The organism is Pseudomonas sp. SST3 (assembly GCF_003325755.1).
Window position 1 is genome coordinate 1 of the sequence record NZ_QORI02000025.1, and the last position, 16,740, is coordinate 16,740.

Consider the following 16,740-nt stretch of genomic DNA (forward strand, 5'->3'; position numbering starts at 1 on the left):
GTTGACGGGGCGTGAAGCAATGCGTTCGCCAGGTGCGCCGTCACTTCGCCGCMGAGATCGAGCGGCTATTTTGGACGCAAATAGCAACCGGGATCACAAGTGAGAAGGCAGCTGAGTCCGTTGGCGTATCGTCAGCGGTAGGCACACGCTGGTTCCGTCATCGCGGCGGGATGCCATTGTTCATGTCTAACCACATATCCGAAAGGTACTTGTCGTTCGCGGAGCGAGAAGACATTGGGCTGCTCCGTGCGCAAGGTGTTGGCGTGCGAGAGATTGCTCGCCGTCTTGGGCGAAATCCATCGACAGTTTCCCGGGAGCTGACGCGTAATGCTGCGACTCGCGGCGGCCTGCTCGAGTATCGCGCTTCAGTCGCACAGTGGAAGGCGGAACTAGTTGCCAAGAGACCGAAGCCGGCGAAACTGGTGACTAACCTGCGTCTGCGCCACTATGTGCAAGATCGTCTGGAGGGCAAGGTTCATGGTGCTGATGGTCGTGAGATTACCGGGCCTCGACAAGCGCCGTTCAAGGGCCGAAATAAACCACACCGTGGTGACCGCAAATGGGTTAATGGCTGGTCGCCCGAACAGATTGCGAACCGGCTACGGATCGACTTTCCGGATGACGAATCCATGCGCATCTCTCACGAAGCCATATATCAGGCGCTCTACATTCAGGGGCGAGGTGCTCTCAAGCGTGAGCTGGTGAGCTGTCTGCGCACTGGGCCGGCGTTGCGCGTACCGAGAGCCAGGGCACAAGCCAAAGCGTGGGCCCATGTCAGCGAGGGTGTCATGATCTCCAGCCGCCCTGCTGAGGTAGAAGATCGCGCCGTACCAGGGCATTGGGAGGGTGACCTGATCATCGGCCTGAACCGTTCCGCGATAGGGACTCTGGTCGAGCGGTCAACTCGTTTCACCATGCTCGTCCACCTACCCCGTGAAGAAGGCTATGGGCTAATTCCCCGGACAAAGAACGGCCCCGCACTTGCCGGCTACGGCGCTGTCACGATGACTAATGCACTGAAGAAGACCGTGACTGGCCTGCCCATGCAGCTGTGGCAATCATTGACCTGGGATCGTGGGAAGGAGCTATCGGACCACGCCCGTTTTACTATCGAGTCAGGAGTGAAAGTCTTCTTTGCCGACCCTCATAGCCCATGGCAGCGCGGCACGAACGAGAATACGAACGGCCTTCTGCGGCAATACTTCCCGAAAGGCACTGACCTGTCTCGTTGGAGTGCCCAAGAGATCCAAGCCGTAGCCCATGCGCTAAACACGAGACCCCGAAAAACACTCGGCTGGAAAACACCTGCCGAGACGCTGAACGAGTATCTCAAATCTATTCAACAATCCAGTGTTGCGACGACCGGTTGAATCCGCCCAGTACGTCTCGATCCGCTATAGCGAGCGTCTGGCCGAAGCTGGAGTCGAGCCCTCGGTGGGCAGCGTGGGGGACTCCTATGACAATGCCTTGGCCGAGACCATCAATGGCCTGTACAAAGCCGAGGTGATCCACCGGCGGTCATGGCAGAGCCGCGAGGCCGTGGAGCTGGCAACGCTGGAATGGGTGGACTGGTTCAACCACCGAAGGCTGTTGGAGCCCATCGGGAATATGCCGCCGGCAGAAGCCGAAGCGAACTCCTATCAGCAACTTACCGAGTCGGCCCAAGCGGCATGACTCACACCAAAGAGCCTCCAGAATTCCCGGGGCGGTTCAGTCAGGAAGTCGTGCCCACCCTGAGGCTTCGAGCCTGCGACGTAGATAGCGCTCCGCCCTTCCACACTCACTCTCACAGCTCGAACGGTATCCAGAGCCCGCCCTGGGCGAGAGCTCGCATCAACAAGGTTGAGCCGAGTGCAGTGCTGATCTCTTTGAACCAGCAGAAGGAGTTTCTATGCCCAGCGTCATCGGCATTGATATTGCCAAGCACACATTTGATATTGCCACCCTGCAAACCAACGGCAAGTACCGCACCAAGGCCAAACTGGCCAACGATGCGACCGGTTTCCAAGCGTTGCAGCAATGGTTGCTCAAGCACGCAGACTCAGAGGCCTGGATCGTCATGGAAGCGACCGGCGCGCACCAACCTGCGCAACAAACGCGACCTGCTGACCAGCATTGATGGCATCGGTGAGCGGTCTGCCGCCTTATTGCTGGCCGAACTCGGGGACCCTTTACGCTTCGCCAGCTCACGCGCGATCACAGCGTTTGCAGGGCTGAACCCGCGGCTACAGGAGTCAGGCATCTACAAGGGACAGACGCGCATTTCCCGCACCGGCTCGCCCCGTTTGAGGGCTGGACTCTATATGCCAGCGGTGTGCTCGCTCACGCACAACCCCGCCATCAGTGCTCTGCGTGAACGTCTGAAGGCCAAGGGCAAATCCGGTAAGCAGATCGTCTGTGCAGCGATGCGCAAGCTATTGCACATCGCCTATGGCGTGCTGAAATCAGGCCAGCGCTTCGATCCACAATTGGCCCTTGCTCGGTAGGGGGTAAGACGGTATCTACCGGTTCAAAACTGACCCACTTGGAAAAAATGCAGCTTTGCGAGCTGCCCATGCTGTCCAAGGAGCAACACGTGGAAATCGGTGTTCTTATCCGCCAGGGTTTATCGATTCGGGCCATTGCCCGGCAAATGCACTGCTCGCGAAACACGGTTCGACGCCATCTCAAACTGCAAGCCGTTCGCCAGCCGCCCGTTTATGGCCCGCGCGTCGAGCGGGCCAGCAAGTTGGCGCCTTTCGAGGACTATCTTCACCAGCGTATAGACGCCGCCAGGCCGCACTGGATTCCCGCCACCGTGTTATTGCGCGAGATTCGCGAACAAGGCTATCAAGGTGGATACTCCATTCTCACCAGCTTCCTGCTCGCCTTGAAGTCCAAGTCGGCTGAGCCTGCTGTACGCTTCGAAACGGAGCCGGGTGAGCAGATGCAAGTGGACTTTACGGTGATTCGGCGTGGCAAAGACCCGCTGCTGGCCTTCGTCGCCACCTTGGGTTGGAGCCGAGCCACCTACGTGGTCTTTTCGCGCCGTGAGGACTCGGCGGCTTGGTGTGTCGGGATCGAAAAAGCCCTGCGCCACTTCGGCGGCACGCCGCGAAAACTGCTGTTCGATAACGCCAAGGCAGTCGTTCTGGCCCGTGACGCCTATGGCCCTGGAGAGCATCGCTGGAACCCCGCGCTGTTGATGTTGGCCGAGCGTTACGGCTTCACGCCCAAGGTGTGCCGCCCCTATCGGGCGCAGACCAAGGGCAAGGTTGAACGCTTCAACCACTACCTGAAAAACAGCTTCGTGGTGCCGTTGGCGGCCTCTCTCAAACAGGTCGACTTGCTGCTCAACGTTGAGGTCGCCAACAGCAAAATAGGGCCATGGCTGACGGATATAGCCAATGCCCGAGTGCATGCGACAACGGGCGAGATCCCACAGCATCGGCTCGATACCGAGGTGCATCATCTGCTGCCGCTGCCTGAGCCCCAACAGCTTCTGGCGACGATAACTACGTTGACTCAGCCGATCCCGGTGGAAAGCTTGCAGCACCCCTTACCGGTGTATCAATCCTTGCTGGAGGCACGCCCGTGAGCCTGCAACATCTGCGCATCGAGGCGTTATGCCAACAGTTCAAACTGGATACCTTCGCCGTCGAATGGCCGGTTCTGGCACAGCGGGCGGCTGAGCAGGAAACAAGCTATGCCGACTTCCTGGAGCAGTTGCTGCTCACCGAAGATCGGGTTAGGCAGGAGCGTCGACGGCAAGCCCTACTTCAACTGTCGGGTCTGCCGGCGGTCAAGACCCTTGAGCAATACGATTTCAAGTTTGCCAGCGGCGCGCCGCAAAGCCAGCTTCTGGAGTTGGCCGGACTGGCTTTCATCGAGCGTCGCGAGAATGTCGTGCTGCTTGGGCCTTCGGGCGTCGGCAAGACGCATCTGGCCAGCGCTCTGGCTCAAAGGGCGATCATGGCCGGCATCTCCACCCGGTTCATCTCGGCGGCCGACCTGACCCTGCAACTTATCGCTGCGCACCAACAAGGGCGCCTGGCTCAATATTTCAGCCGGGTCGTGCAGCGCTCGAAGTTACTGGTGATCGATGAGGTCGGTTACCTCCGTTTGGCCGCGACGAAGCCAACCTGTTCTCAACGTCATCGCCAAGCGTTACGAACACGGCAGCGTGGTGCTGACCAGCAACCTGCCGTTCAGCCAATGGGCAACAACCTTTGCTGACGACTCGACTCTGACCGCGGCGCTGCTGGATCGGCTGCTGCACCATGCGCATATCGTGCAGGTCAGCGGACAGAGCTACCGGCTGAAAGACAAGCTGAAGTCGGGCCAGGTGATACCTCGGGGAACTGGAACTACTCGCTCGTATATCGACGATAACAACCGCCGAGGTGGGTCAGTTTTACTTCGGTAGGGTGGGTCAGTTTTCAACCGGTATTGACATTGAACAACCTACCGGGTTTACACAAGCACCGAGCAAGCCGGTGATTGCGCGCACACAATCGCGACGGGTCCAACCGACTATCTGCAGGGGATACGTGAAATCGAAGTCACCATCGGACTGTTTAAGCCCTTTGGAGCGCCGCATATCGGCACGGCCGCAGTCATAGCCGATGAGCTTAACGATGCGCTGGCCAGCGGCTTTTGCCTCGATCCATAGCGGGTGAGGAGGCCGGGCATTGGGGCCAGACCGGGCACCTTTAAGAAACTGATCCTGGGGCGTCTGCTTCCACTTGATGCTGCAGGATTTCATGCCGAAAGCGAGAGACGGAAGCGTTTCGTTCGCTAGACAATTGCCGTACAGATCCGAATATCCAGTCGAGGCGAGCGGCACCTTTTTGCAAACATCGATCACCGGCCAGCCCCACGAGATTAGAACTTCGTTCATCGCATCGACGTGGGCGATGGTTTCCGGCTTCTCGCCGCCAGTGTCAGCGAATGTGATGACGTGAGGCCGAATGCCGGCTATCCGCAACGCGCAGAGCATCGCAGTAGAGCCCACGCCGGAGCCGAAACATACGGCGATGTAGCGGCCGACAAGGGCGTTACGCAAGCGCTGAATGTGATCATCAGATAGCCGAGCGCATGCCGATCTGGCGTACGCCACGACAGAGAGAGAAGTCATTAACGGAACCCTTCGCAGATAGAGCGGAGTCCGGCCGCGGTTGCCGCCGCTAAGCCGGGCTTGAGTGGGTAGGGCTCTAATCAGGCAGCGCGGGCGTCGGCTAGGGAAACTCTGAAGAAGACTTCCTGATTTTGGCAAAATACCCGGACGCCACCCGCCGAGTTTTCCGATGAAGCAGATGACCTTCGCCGACGCCGAGTATGCCGGCAAGCGCAAGCAGACCCGTAAAGAGCTGTTCTTGATCGAGATGGATCAGGTGGTTCCCTGGAAGGGATTGATCGCCCTGATCGAGCCGCACTATCCCAAGGGTGAAGGCGGCCGTCCGGCCTATCCGCTGATGGCGATGCTGCGCGTACATCTGATGCAGAACTGGTTCGGCTACAGCGATCCGGCGATGGAGGAAGCGCTGTACGAGACCACCATACTGCGTCAGTTCGCCGGGTTGAGCCTGGAGCGCATTCCGGACGAAACCACCATCCTCAACTTCCGTCGCCTGCTGGAGAAGCATGAATTGGCGGCCGGCATCCTTGGCGTGATCAATGGCTACCTGGGAGATCGCGGCCTGTCGCTGCGCCAGGGCACCATCGTCGATGCCACGCTAATCCACGCGCCCAGTTCGACCAAGAACAAGGACGGCAAGCGCGACCCGGAAATGCACCAGACCAAGAATGGGTAACCAGTACTACTTCGGGATGAAGGCGCACATCGGCGTGGATGATGAGTCGGGGCTGGTACACAGCGTGGTGGGCACGGCAGCCAACGTGGCGGATGTCAATCAGGTCGACAAGTTGCTGCACGGCGACGAGAACGTCGTTTGCGCCGATGCCGGCTACACCGGCGCCGAAAAGCGCTCCGAACATGAAGGCCGGGAGGTGATCTGGCAGGTCGCGGCACGCCGCAGCACTTAGAAGAAGCTTGGCAAGAGCAGCCCGCTCTACAAAGCCAAGCGCAAGGTTGAAAAGGCCAAGGCGCAGGTTCGCGCCAAGGTCGAGCACCCATTCCGGGTGATCAAGCGCCAGTTCGGCTACGTCAAAGTGCGCTTCCGGGGATTGGCCAAGAACACGGCGCAGTTGGTGACGCTGTTCGCCCTGTCGAACCTGTGGATGGCGCGCCGACATTTACTGGCGAATACAGGAGAGGTGCGCCTGTAATGCAGGAAATGGCTGCCAAGAGGAGCCCGCCGCGGCTAAAAACTCAGAAATAAGCGGGCGATCTGAACGTTTTTTGATCGGTTGCCGCTTTCAAAATCGACGGAGGCTGAAGTCGGCCAAAATTCGGGGCTACTTCAGACCATCCATAGTGGACTGTCTGTAAACTTCGTTTATTTATAATTCAGACTTTTGTGCGGCGAGGTAATTCTGTAGAGCCTGTCGGTGAAGTTGAATATATAAATAGATAAATGAATTAATCAAACGGGCGACTAGCCGAGCTTCGTTACCGATCAAATTTTTGATCTTATTACCAAGCATTATTATTTAATCGGCCTTCGAATTTCGATTATTACAAATTACGAAAAAGTATGAAAAGCGCCTAGTGATGCTGTTCGAAAATATTTTTTTATTCGCATTGACAATCAGCGTCCGCGGGCTATCTTCGATTTATTGTATTACATGTCGAGAGTTCTTCTCGAAATCGTAATTAGCCCAGAAGGAGGCACTATGGCATACCAGTCATTCACTTTGGACCAGCGCGTGGTCATCATTACCGGCGGTGGTCGAGGAATCGGCAAAGTCTATGCGCGGGCCTGCGTGGCGGCCGGAATGCGTGTTGTGATCGCCGATATTCATGCCGAAGAAGCAGAAGTGGTTGCGCAAGAACTCCGTGAGAGTGGGGGCGAAGCCATTGCAGTGGCTACGGACATCTCAAAGGAGGAGAGCACGCTTGCGCTGGCAGAGGCCGTGTTGAAGGCATACGGTCGTATTGACGGTCTCGTTAACAATGCATCTCTGATGAGCTCGCTGCCTCGCCGCTCTTGGATGGAGATTCCGCTCGAGGAGTGGGATCGTGTGATGGCAGTGGACTTGTGCGGTCTGTTTCTGACCTGCCGAGCGGTCTATCCGGCCATGAAAGCTCAAGGCGGTGGAAAGATCGTCAATGTGTCTTCCAGCCGGGTCCTTGAGGGGACCCCCAATCGTCTGCATTACACCAGTGCCAAGGCCGGTGTCATCGGCTTCTCTCGAGCGCTGGCGCGTGAAGTCGGCGACGATGCCATCAATGTCAACGTCGTCATGCCGGGATTGACGCTTAGCGAGACGCAACTGGCGACGTCCAGCAATAGCTATCTCACCGATAGCTATAACCAGCAGCGCGCCATCAAGCGACCCCAAGTTCCAGAGGACTTGGTCGGTGCGGTGCTGTTCCTGCTGTCATCTGCAAGCGATTTTATTACCGGCCAGACCATCAACGTGGACGGTGGCAAGTCGATGCACTGAGCATCGCGGGCGATAGGGTAAAGGAGAATCTAAATGAGATACGTTGAAACAACCCCCATGTTGATCAATGGTGAACTGGTGCAGGCGGCAAGCGGGAAGACGTTGGACTCGGTCAATCCGGCTACCGAAGAAGTCATTGGCCGCATTCCGGCCGGCGGTCCGGCCGATGTCGAAGCGGCGGTCGCAGCGGCTGCCCGGGCGCAGGTGGAGTGGGCGAAAACCGAGATGGATGAGCGGGCCGCGCGGCTCCGCGCGGTTGCCGCACGGGTAGCCGAGCGGGCAGACGAAATTCTCCAGCTCGAGGTGCGTGATACCGGCAACACCATCTCCAAGATGCGTGGCGACGTGGGTATGGGGATCAAGGTGCTGGAGTATTACGCCGGGCTCGGTCTGGAGCTAAAAGGCAGCACCATTCCTGCTAGCCAGGACCATCTCCATTTCACGTTGCGTGAGCCGTACGGCGTAGTGGGCCGCATTATTCCGTTTAACCACCCCGTGATGTTCGCCCTCTCGCGCATGGCGGCACCGCTCATGGCGGGTAACTCGATCATTATCAAACCGCCTGAGGCCAGTTCATTGTCGGCTGGAATCCTAGCCGAAATCTGCCGCGACGAATTGCCAGCGGGCTTGGTCAACATCGTCACCGGAACGGGGGCCGAGGCTGGTGCGGCCTTGGTTCGTCATCGGCAGGTGAAACGCCTGGCCTTTATCGGCTCAGTGCCTACTGGGCTGGCCATACAGCGTGCGGCCGCCGAGGTGTGCGTCAAGCATGTCAGCCTGGAGCTCGGCGGGAAGAATCCGATGATCATCTTCCCTGACGTCGATCCAGAGGTGGCGGCAACCGCTGCGGTATCGGCGATGAATTTTGCCTGGCAGGGCCAGTCATGCGGTTCCTGCAGCCGCTTGCTGCTTCACGAGGACGTGTATGACGAGGTGCTCCGGCGCATCGTCGAGAAGACCGAGCAGCTGATTATTGGAGATCCGCTCGACCCACAGTCCCAGATGGGGCCAATGAACTCACGCATGCAGCTGGATAAAGTCGAGCACTACGTTCGCACCGCGCACGAGGACGGCGCTCGCCTGATGACCGGGGGCGAGCGGCCGGAGGGGCGGCAGTTCGAGCGTGGATATTGGTTCAAGCCCACGGTGTTCGCAGAGGTGACGCCGCAAATCCGGATCGGCCATGAAGAAATATTCGGCCCGGTGCTTTCGGTGTTCCGCTGGAGTGACGAGCAGGAGGCCTTGCGAATCGCCAACAGCACCGAGTACGGACTCACTGCCGCAATCTGGACGAATGATTTAAATAAGGCCACCCGCATGATGCGGGGCGTCAAATCCGGTTACGTATGGATTAACGGTTTTTCGGCCCACCATCTTGGCACTCCCTTCGGGGGTATGGGCAATAGCGGGCTGGGGCGCGAAGAAGGCATCGAGGAGCTCCTCTCGTACACTGAAAACAAGACCGTTCACATCAAGCTGTGACAAAGGAGCGTATTCATGACGATCGAAATAATTCCACGGTCTCCGGCGCTGGGGGCTGAAATCCGCGGTGTCGATCTGTCCAAGGGGGTTACCGATAGCGAGTTTGCCACCATCATCGAGGCCTGGCATCGCTATCAAGTGATCCTTTTCCGTGACCAGCAGTTGCCAGAAGAGCAGCAACAAGTGGCCTTTGCTCAGCGCTTTGGTGAACTGGCTCAGATTCATGTACCGGAATATAGCGGCGATCATCCAGCTGTCATGTATATCGGCAACCTCAAACATAAAGGGCAAAACATGGGGGCGTTGCCGGTAGGCGAGATGGAGTTCCATATCGACCAGTGCTATCAGGAGCGACCGGCCAAAGGCACGATGCTGTATGCCATCGAGATTCCATCGGAAGGTGGGCAGACCCTTTTCGCCAACGGTTACAAGGTTTACGAGGCGCTGCCTAGGTGGGTGAAGGATCGTGTTGCAGGTCTAAAGGCGGTTCACGTGTATGACTACGGTGGCGCAGTCACCGAACGTAGCAAGATGGTGGATATCACCGATGGCATTTCCTGTGCCCACCCCATCGCGCGTGTCCATCCCGCCACGGGGCGCAAAAGCCTGTTCGTCAACAAGTTGATGACGCATCACATTGAAGGTCTGGAATGGCAGGAAAGCGAAAAACTTTTGAACGTGATGTTCGAGACCATTTCAAAACCAGAATTCTGTTACGAGCACGAGTGGCGGGTTGGCGATCTTCTACTCTGGGATAACCGTTGTACGCTGCACGCCCGGCGAGATTTCAACCCGGCCGAGCGACGCTGGCTGCGCCGTGTCACTGTACTGGGAGAAGTTCCAGAGCAGGGCTGAGTAAAGTTCCGCCTCGTCAATTTGTTTTTAAATCGCGATCGGGCATCAAAACATCCTAATAACAATAAGGAAGTGCCGAATGAATATTCGTAAGTTATTCAATGCTACCGGGGCCGCTACCCTGTTCGCCTGTTCAGGCTTGGCCACATTGTGTTTGGCTAGCGGATCAGCGCAAGCTGAACTCAAAGACAACAAACCAATATCTTATGTCGCAACTGGCGGTACGGCACGCGGTTACTCCCGCGTTGTCTTTGAAGCGTTGAACGGTATCGTACGGGACGCCTATCCCGGTTCCTCTGCGGAATTCAAACCAGGCTCCCCCGCTGGCAGCCTGCTTGAAATCGCCCAAGGCGATGTGGATTTTGCCGGGGCCAGTGGTGCGGTCGAGATTCAATATGCGCTTGATGGCACACCACCGTTTCGGGAGCCGTTGAAAGGCAAGATCTTCCAGGTTATGACGATTCATAACCAGCTGACCGTGCATTACGTGATGACCGAGGAATGGGCGCAGCAGCATGGGATCGAAACCATGGCGGATATTGCAGAGAAAAAACCGCCCATGCGCATCGCTGTCAATACTGAAGGCAATCTTCAATCTACTGTCGCTATGTACGAACACATCTTTGCCGAGTATGGCTTCTCCCTTAGTGACATAGAGAAGTGGGGTGGCTCGGTATTGCGGGGCAACTCCGGAATTGGCTTGGACGCCCTGTCGGATGGTCGCGCCGATGTGTTTATCAATGGGCGATTCATGCCTGACTCGAAACTGGAGGAAGTCCACCGTCACCGGCCCTTGCGCTGGATCCGCATTGACCCGGAGAAAATGAAATCCGCCGCGAGTAAGTGGAATTATGACCTCTATATCGCGCCCGCCAATATCAGCCCATTCATCACCGTCGATAGCGCCACACAGAAAATGTGGAACGCCGTACAGGCAGGCTCCCATGTTTCCGAGGAAACGGTCTACAAGTTCCTGACTGCCCTCTACAACAATCAGGATCGTGTACGGGCGATACATCCTTCGCTAAAGGACTTTGGCCCTGGGATGATGTTGAGCAACCCGATGGGTCTTCCGTTTCATCCCGGTGCAGAACGGTTCTACCGAGAGAAAGGCTTGCTCGACTGAAACTGCCCGTTCCAGGGTGACCGCCTCGGTGGTCATCACTACCCGGATGAGTCTCGCATGCCGGCAGGCAGCCAAGCGGTTGCGATGAGGAGGATCTGTAATGTCTGTTCAAAGCGCACTAAGTGCCGGATTGCAGCGCACCGTGCATCTGACCGGATGTGGTCATAGAGTCTTGCCGACCGGCTGGCTGGGGCGCTTGGTGACAGCCCTGGCCGTGTTCGGGTCGGCCGTTATTATCTACATGGCGGTGTTTAGCGGGCGCTCAGAGCTGCTGCACGTGGGGCTATTCCTTGCGTTTCTGATGCCCATCGCCTTTCTCACCACGACCGCATCCAAGGATATATTGCGGATCACCTGGTTCGACGGAGTTCTGGCAGTCACCAGCTTCCTGCTGGCGACTGCTTTCGTGCTCAATGAGCCCCGCTACCACAACTGGATGCAGAGTTTTGACCAGTTGACGAGCCTTGAGGTGGCAGGCGGAGTGGCCTTACTGGTGATCACTCTGGAAATGGTGCGGCGCACTACCGGCTGGCCACTGTTGTTGATTGCCTGTGCGTTCCTGGGTTACGTAGCTTGGGGCTCGTATCTGCCCGGCGCCTTTTCCCATGGTGGGGTGGAGCTCCGTTATTTCCTTGAGATGCAGACCATCACCATGGACGGGCTGATTGGTGTGCCGCTTTACGTCGCTGCCACCTATGCCTTCCTGTTCGTACTATTCGGCACCTTTTTCCAGCTTGCTGGTGGCGGACAGTTGTTCTTCGACGTGGCCGCCAGCACGACTGGCGGTTTCGTGGGCGGACCAGCAAAGGCCTGTGTCGTTTCAAGCGCGCTCTACGGGTCGGTTTCGGGTAGCCCCGTTGCCGACGTGGCAACTACCGGCCCGATCACCATCCCCCTTATGGAGCGATATGGAGTCCGCAAAAAGGACGCGGCGGCGATCGAGGCAGCGGCCTCTTCTGGAGGGGCTTTGCTGCCCCCGGTTATGGGCGCGGTTGCATTTCTAATGGCGGATATGACAGGCATTCCTTATCGGGAAATCCTGGTTGCTGGCTTGCTGTCGGCCATCATTTATTACATCGGGGTGTTCGCGCTTGTAGATTTCGAATGCCGCCGCCGCGGCGTCGGTGCCCTGCCACGAGAGGAACGAGTTGGACTGTCCATGGCATTACGCCGGGGCTGGCCGAATCTTATTCCTATTATCTTCCTGACCTATTTACTGCTCCATGGATTCTCGCCGGCCTATGTAGCGGCGGGCGCGTGCCTGGTCACCCTGATCACCAGCTGGATTGCGATGCGTCACGCGATAGGTCCGCATAGGCTGATGGAGGGCTGCGTCGAGACCTGTTACAGAATGGTGCCCTTGGCTGCGGCGGTGGCGGTGGCCGGCATCGTTATTGGTTGCATCGAGATGACAGGTCTTTCGAGTAAAGCCGCAGCGCTGCTTTATAGCCTGACCGGAGGGCTTATGGTGCCGTCCTTGTTGGTCTCGGCGCTGGTGCTGATCGTGTTGGGGATGGGCATGCCAACCGTGGCGGTCTACGTCATGGGGGCGGCGCTGTTGGCGCCAGTGCTGATTGGCGAGTTCGGGCTGCCGCTGCTCGGCACGCATATGTTCCTACTCTATTTCTCCTGCATGTCGGCGATTACTCCACCGATCGCCGTGGCCTGTTTCACCGCGGCGTCTATTGCCAACACCAATCCTTTCTCGGTCGCGCCTTATGCCTCGAAGTTGGCGGTTGCAGGATATGTGCTGCCCTTCTTCTTTATCTTCAACCCCGGCCTGCTCATGGAAGGTGGTCCCCTGACCATCGCCAGCGCCTTTATCGCGGCGATAATCATGGTCTTGTGCTTTAGCGTTGCCATTCACGGCTGGGTTCTGACGGCAAGGTTAGGCGCGTTGACCCGCCTCGGATTCGCGTTGCTGGCGGTTTTGCTAATGGCTCCTTATCCCCTCATGCAAGCTTCGGCCGCCGGACTGGCCGTTGGCTTGTGGTCCTGGTGCGTCAATCGTGCCTGGCGCAAGGAAGCCGTATCCGTGACGATCAAAGGACCAAACCATGAGCATATTTGACGATTCATTGCGGCAAGTCCCCAGGTGCTGGACCGTGGGGGCTCGCACCGCTCCGAATACCCGCGCGCGAATACATAACAACAATCCGAACGGTGATTAACTTGACTGAATTATGGATCGGATTCACGAATCTGGCACGCTGGGATGTGTTGCTGATATTGGCGGCCGCCGTACCGATAGGGCTTGTGTTCGGGATTCTTCCTGGCCTGGGGGGGCTGGTGGCGCTTGCAGTGCTGCTGCCACTGGTCTACGGCATGGAGCCGATCGTGGGCCTGGCGTTTCTGCTTGGTAGCCATGCGGTGATCTCCACCGGCGGGTCGGTTACCTCTATCTTGCTAGGCATACCCGGCTCGCCGTCTAATGCGGCGACGGTGCTGGACGGTTATGCCTTGAGCCGTCGCGGTCGGGCGGGCTACGCGCTGGGCGCGGCGCTGGGCAGTTCCGCACTGGGCGGTATCATCGGCGCGCTCGTGTTGTTCGCGCTGCTGCCTGTGGTGCGTCCGGTCGTGATGTCGTTTGGCTCGCCTGAGACCTTCTTCCTCGCGCTGCTGGGTATCAGTTACCTGGCCATGCTGGGCGGCGGCTCTCCGGTAAAGGGGCTGGCCGCAGGTGCGCTCGGGTTGTTTCTCGGCACCTTCGGTTATCAGCACGCGACGGGTGTGCCCCGATTCTGGATGAATTTCGATTACCTGCTCGATGGGTTTCGATTGATTCCTTTAGCTTTAGGGATGTTCGCCATCCCGGAAATCGTCGACTTGATGTCGGGCCGCAGTATCGCTGCCAAGCGTCCTGACGGGTCTGCGATCGCCATCACTCACAAGCAAGTTTGGTTGGGCACCAGGGCTTCAATCGTTCGCAAATGGGTATTGATTCGCTCGGCCCTTCTGGGCGTCTTCCTCGGCATCATTCCTGGCGTGGGAAGCGAAACAGCACCTTTCGTGACCTATGGGGCCGCTAAGCAAGCGTCAAAGCGTCCTTATCGGTTCGGCAAAGGTTCGATCGAGGGGGTCATTGGGCCAGAAGGCGCGAATAATGCAAAAGATGGTGGGGCACTGGTCCCGACGCTGGCATTCGGCATTCCCGGCAGCAGCTCTATGGTGCTGTTATTGGGGGGCTTCCTGCTCCTCGGCTTGCAGCCGGGGCCCAAGTTTCTCGAAGAGAACATGGACTTGGCCTATAGCATGGCGTTCCTACTGGTCGCTGCGAACGTGATTGGCGCTCTGGCTCTGCTTTTGCTCGCCAAGTACCTGGCCAAAATCACGCTACTTCCCGGACACCTGATGGCGCCTATCCTCATGTCGCTCGTGGTTGTCGGTGCCTACTCGGGCAACAACGATTTCATGGACGTGTTGTTTGTATTCATCTTTGGCGCGTTGGCGATTGCCATGCGGGCCTACGGGTTCTCCCGGCCGGCCCTGCTGCTGGGGTTCGTGCTGGCACCCATGCTCGAAACCTATCTGTATATCTCGCTGAATACCTTCGGACCGACTTTCTTCATGCGACCTATCTGCTTGCTCCTGTCGGTGCTGATCATCGGCGGCGCGGTGCTGGCGTTCATGAAAAATCGTCGCGAGCGCAAAGCCGCCGCCACTCTGCTACAACAAACCGGGAGAGCCGCATGATGACGTCTCGTCAAGGCAATATATTTACGGCCGGGCTGCTGCTGTTGTTCGTTTCGACGATGCTAGTCCTGGGCACCGTCCATTGGGGATATACGACCAAGGTCATGGCCTTCCCCGCATTGGTGGGCACCCTCGCCATGCTATGCGCCGGTTGGCTTGTCGTTCGGAGCTGCACAGTTAATAACGATGAGCTGGAAAAGGAATGTCAGCCGTTCGCGCAAGGCAATCATCGCTGCAGCCTGGCTAGACGCACCCTCTGGCTGGGCACCATCTTTCCGCTGGGTTATTTCTTCGGCTTCGTGATCGGCCTGATTGCCTTCACGTTGTGCTACACCAGCTACCACGGCCTGCCTTGGTGGCAGCGGCTTGTAACCTCCGCCGTGGTTTTCGCCTTTGTCTACGTTGGCTTTTACAAATTACTCGGAGTGCCTCTGCCAATCGAGCCCGTTTGGCTTCGGGAATAAATCAAGCCTAACCAACTGAATAATTAAAAAGGGAACGCGTTATGCATTTGCAGCTGCATGGTGATCATGAGCATGGGCATAGCCACATGCACGAGGAAGACAAGCAAGCACTGGCCGATTACATCTGGCGCCAGGAAACCGTGGATCTAAATACGGTAGGGATCGATATAGGTAGCTCCACCTCGCATCTGCTGTTTGCCACATTGCGCCTGCAACGGCGCTCTCAGGGATTGTCGAGCCGGTTCGTAGTCACTCGCCGGGACGTGGTATGGCGCTCACCAATCATGCTGACGCCTTTTCTTCCGGACGGAACCATAGACGCAGGGAAGCTCGGTGCCTTCATCCGTCACTGTTATGAAACTGCCGGGCTGCAACGCAGCGACATCGACAGTGGCGCGGTGATTCTAACCGGTGAGGCTATCAAGCGGCACAACGCCAGAGCCATCGACGAGCTGTTTGCCGAGGAAGCCGGCAAGTTCGTCTGTGCGACCGCCGGCCACAAACTCGAATGCACGCTCGCTGCCCATGGTTCCGGGGCGGTGCAGTTATCGAAAAATCGAGACCAGCGGGTGCTTCATGTCGATATCGGGGGCGGCACGACCAAACTGGCCCTGATCGAGGACGGGAAAATCCTCGGTGTCTCCGCTTTTGCGGTGGGTGGACGGCTGCTGGCGCAGGATGAAGACGGTGCCTGGACCCGCGTGGACGATTCGGCGCGGTTGGTTGCAGAAGAGCTCGGGCTGGCAACCGACCGGGAAACGCTGGCAAATCCGGAGAACCGTCGGAAGATAGTGCATCGCCTGGCACAGGTGGCTATTGACTACCTGTGTGGCGCTCCGCTCGACCGGCTCGGAATGGCGCTGCAACTGACCGAACGGCTCCCAAACACGATCAAGCCCCAGGCGTTGACATTTTCCGGCGGCGTGTCGGAGTACATCCTCCAGCGCGAGGCCGAAGAGTACGGCGATATCGCCAAGCTGCTCGCTGAGGAGCTATGCGAGCAGCTGCCCCCCAAACTGGATCTGCCAATCATCGATCCGGGGCAGGGTATCCGCGCCACGGTAATCGGAGCCTCGCAGTTCACTGTTCAGGTCAGTGGCAAGACCATTTACCTGCCCGGCCAATCGGACCTGCCCGTGCACAACGTTCCGGTGGTCTGCGTCGATCTCGAACTGCAGGGGGAAATCGACCCGGCGCGTGTCGCCGAGAAGATTCGCGACGGCATGAAGCGGATGGATTTGACCCCGGCATCGCGCTTGGCGGTGGCTTTTTCCTGGCAAGGTGAACCGGAATACTCACGACTGGCTGCAGTAGGGCAAGGCATCGTCAAGGCGATGACGGTCAATGGCAATAGCGGGTCCCGCGCGCCCCTGCTGCTGATGATCGATGGCGACATCGGCAGGACGCTCGGCCATCTCTTGCACCAGGAGCTAGGGCTGGGTGGAAGCCTGATTTGCATCGACGGCGTTCAGCTCGAGGAGCTGGATTACGTCGATGTAGGGGAGTTGCTGGATCCGCCTGGCGTCGTTCCAGTAGTCATAAAATCACTGCTTTTTTCCTAACACTTCGATA

General features: G+C 57.9%; 13 protein-coding genes and 3 pseudogenes. 15 read left to right on the forward strand and 1 reads right to left on the reverse strand.

Going from position 1 to position 16,740, the window contains the following annotated elements; all coding sequences use genetic code 11:
- Nucleotides 1-182: 182 nt before the first annotated feature.
- The 6 genes and pseudogenes from DQ405_RS28660 to istB all read left to right on the forward strand — a co-directional run.
- Nucleotides 183-275 (forward strand): annotated as a pseudogene (locus DQ405_RS28660) (helix-turn-helix domain-containing protein); the annotation flags it as partial.
- 174 nt (nt 276-449) lie between these two features.
- Nucleotides 450-1,674, forward strand: a protein-coding gene (locus DQ405_RS28665) for an IS30 family transposase (protein WP_446730899.1) whose coding sequence is annotated in 2 segments (ribosomal slippage) — nt 450-1,351 and nt 1,350-1,674 — 1,227 coding nt in all. Because the reading frame shifts where the segments join, the coding sequence is not laid out codon by codon here.
- 217 nt (nt 1,675-1,891) lie between these two features.
- The gene (locus DQ405_RS28670) at nt 1,892-2,119 is read left to right on the forward strand and encodes an IS110 family transposase (protein WP_241730081.1); all 228 of its coding nucleotides are present in this window, start codon (nt 1,892-1,894) and stop codon (nt 2,117-2,119) included.
- Between the two features lie 28 nt (nt 2,120-2,147).
- The gene (locus DQ405_RS28675; RefSeq protein WP_241730082.1) at nt 2,148-2,486 is read left to right on the forward strand and encodes a transposase; all 339 of its coding nucleotides are present in this window, start codon (nt 2,148-2,150) and stop codon (nt 2,484-2,486) included.
- Between the two features lie 68 nt (nt 2,487-2,554).
- Nucleotides 2,555-3,577 carry an IS21 family transposase gene (istA, locus tag DQ405_RS19685; RefSeq protein WP_168425758.1) on the forward strand — a complete coding sequence of 341 codons (1,023 nt, stop codon included), beginning with the start codon at nt 2,555-2,557 and terminating at the stop codon, nt 3,575-3,577.
- Nucleotides 3,574-4,405: pseudogene (gene istB / locus DQ405_RS19690) on the forward strand (IS21-like element helper ATPase IstB). The gene istA and the pseudogene istB overlap by 4 nt, the downstream one beginning before the upstream one ends.
- Nucleotides 4,406-4,411: 6 nt before the next feature.
- Here istB and DQ405_RS19695 read toward each other — a convergent pair.
- Nucleotides 4,412-5,044, reverse strand: a complete 633-nt coding sequence (locus DQ405_RS19695) for a hypothetical protein (RefSeq protein ID WP_174824698.1) — start codon at nt 5,042-5,044, stop codon at nt 4,412-4,414.
- A 241-nt stretch (nt 5,045-5,285) separates the two neighbouring features.
- Between DQ405_RS19695 and DQ405_RS19700 the strand changes: the two are divergent.
- The 9 genes and pseudogenes from DQ405_RS19700 (at nt 5,286) to DQ405_RS19740 (ending at nt 16,730) form a co-directional block, all read left to right on the forward strand.
- Nucleotides 5,286-6,267, forward strand: a pseudogene (locus tag DQ405_RS19700) (IS5 family transposase).
- A gap of 507 nt (nt 6,268-6,774) precedes the next feature.
- Nucleotides 6,775-7,548, forward strand: a complete 774-nt coding sequence (locus DQ405_RS19705; protein WP_168425759.1) for an SDR family NAD(P)-dependent oxidoreductase — start codon at nt 6,775-6,777, stop codon at nt 7,546-7,548.
- A 33-nt stretch (nt 7,549-7,581) separates the two neighbouring features.
- On the forward strand, nt 7,582-9,030 hold the full coding sequence (locus tag DQ405_RS19710; RefSeq protein ID WP_168425760.1) for an aldehyde dehydrogenase family protein: 1,449 nt from the start codon (nt 7,582-7,584) through the stop codon (nt 9,028-9,030).
- Nucleotides 9,031-9,045: 15 nt separating this feature from the next.
- A complete protein-coding gene (locus DQ405_RS19715) occupies nt 9,046-9,885 on the forward strand; it encodes a TauD/TfdA dioxygenase family protein (RefSeq protein ID WP_168425761.1) in 840 nt (279 codons plus the stop codon).
- 79 nt (nt 9,886-9,964) lie between these two features.
- Nucleotides 9,965-11,011, forward strand: coding sequence for a TAXI family TRAP transporter solute-binding subunit (locus tag DQ405_RS19720; RefSeq protein WP_168425762.1), 1,047 nt, complete (start codon nt 9,965-9,967; stop codon nt 11,009-11,011).
- Between the two features lie 100 nt (nt 11,012-11,111).
- Nucleotides 11,112-13,082, forward strand: coding sequence for a TRAP transporter permease (locus tag DQ405_RS19725; protein WP_168425763.1), 1,971 nt, complete (start codon nt 11,112-11,114; stop codon nt 13,080-13,082).
- Nucleotides 13,079-14,704, forward strand: a complete 1,626-nt coding sequence (locus tag DQ405_RS19730; protein ID WP_206678917.1) for a tripartite tricarboxylate transporter permease — start codon at nt 13,079-13,081, stop codon at nt 14,702-14,704. The genes DQ405_RS19725 and DQ405_RS19730 overlap by 4 nt, the downstream gene beginning before the upstream one ends.
- Nucleotides 14,701-15,168, forward strand: a complete 468-nt coding sequence (locus DQ405_RS19735) for a tripartite tricarboxylate transporter TctB family protein (RefSeq protein ID WP_168425764.1) — start codon at nt 14,701-14,703, stop codon at nt 15,166-15,168. Before DQ405_RS19730 ends, DQ405_RS19735 begins: the two co-directional genes overlap by 4 nt.
- Nucleotides 15,169-15,209: 41 nt before the next feature.
- Complete coding sequence (locus tag DQ405_RS19740; protein ID WP_206678918.1) at nt 15,210-16,730, forward strand: ethanolamine ammonia-lyase reactivating factor EutA; 1,521 nt, start codon at nt 15,210-15,212, stop codon at nt 16,728-16,730.
- Nucleotides 16,731-16,740: the final 10 nt, after the last annotated feature.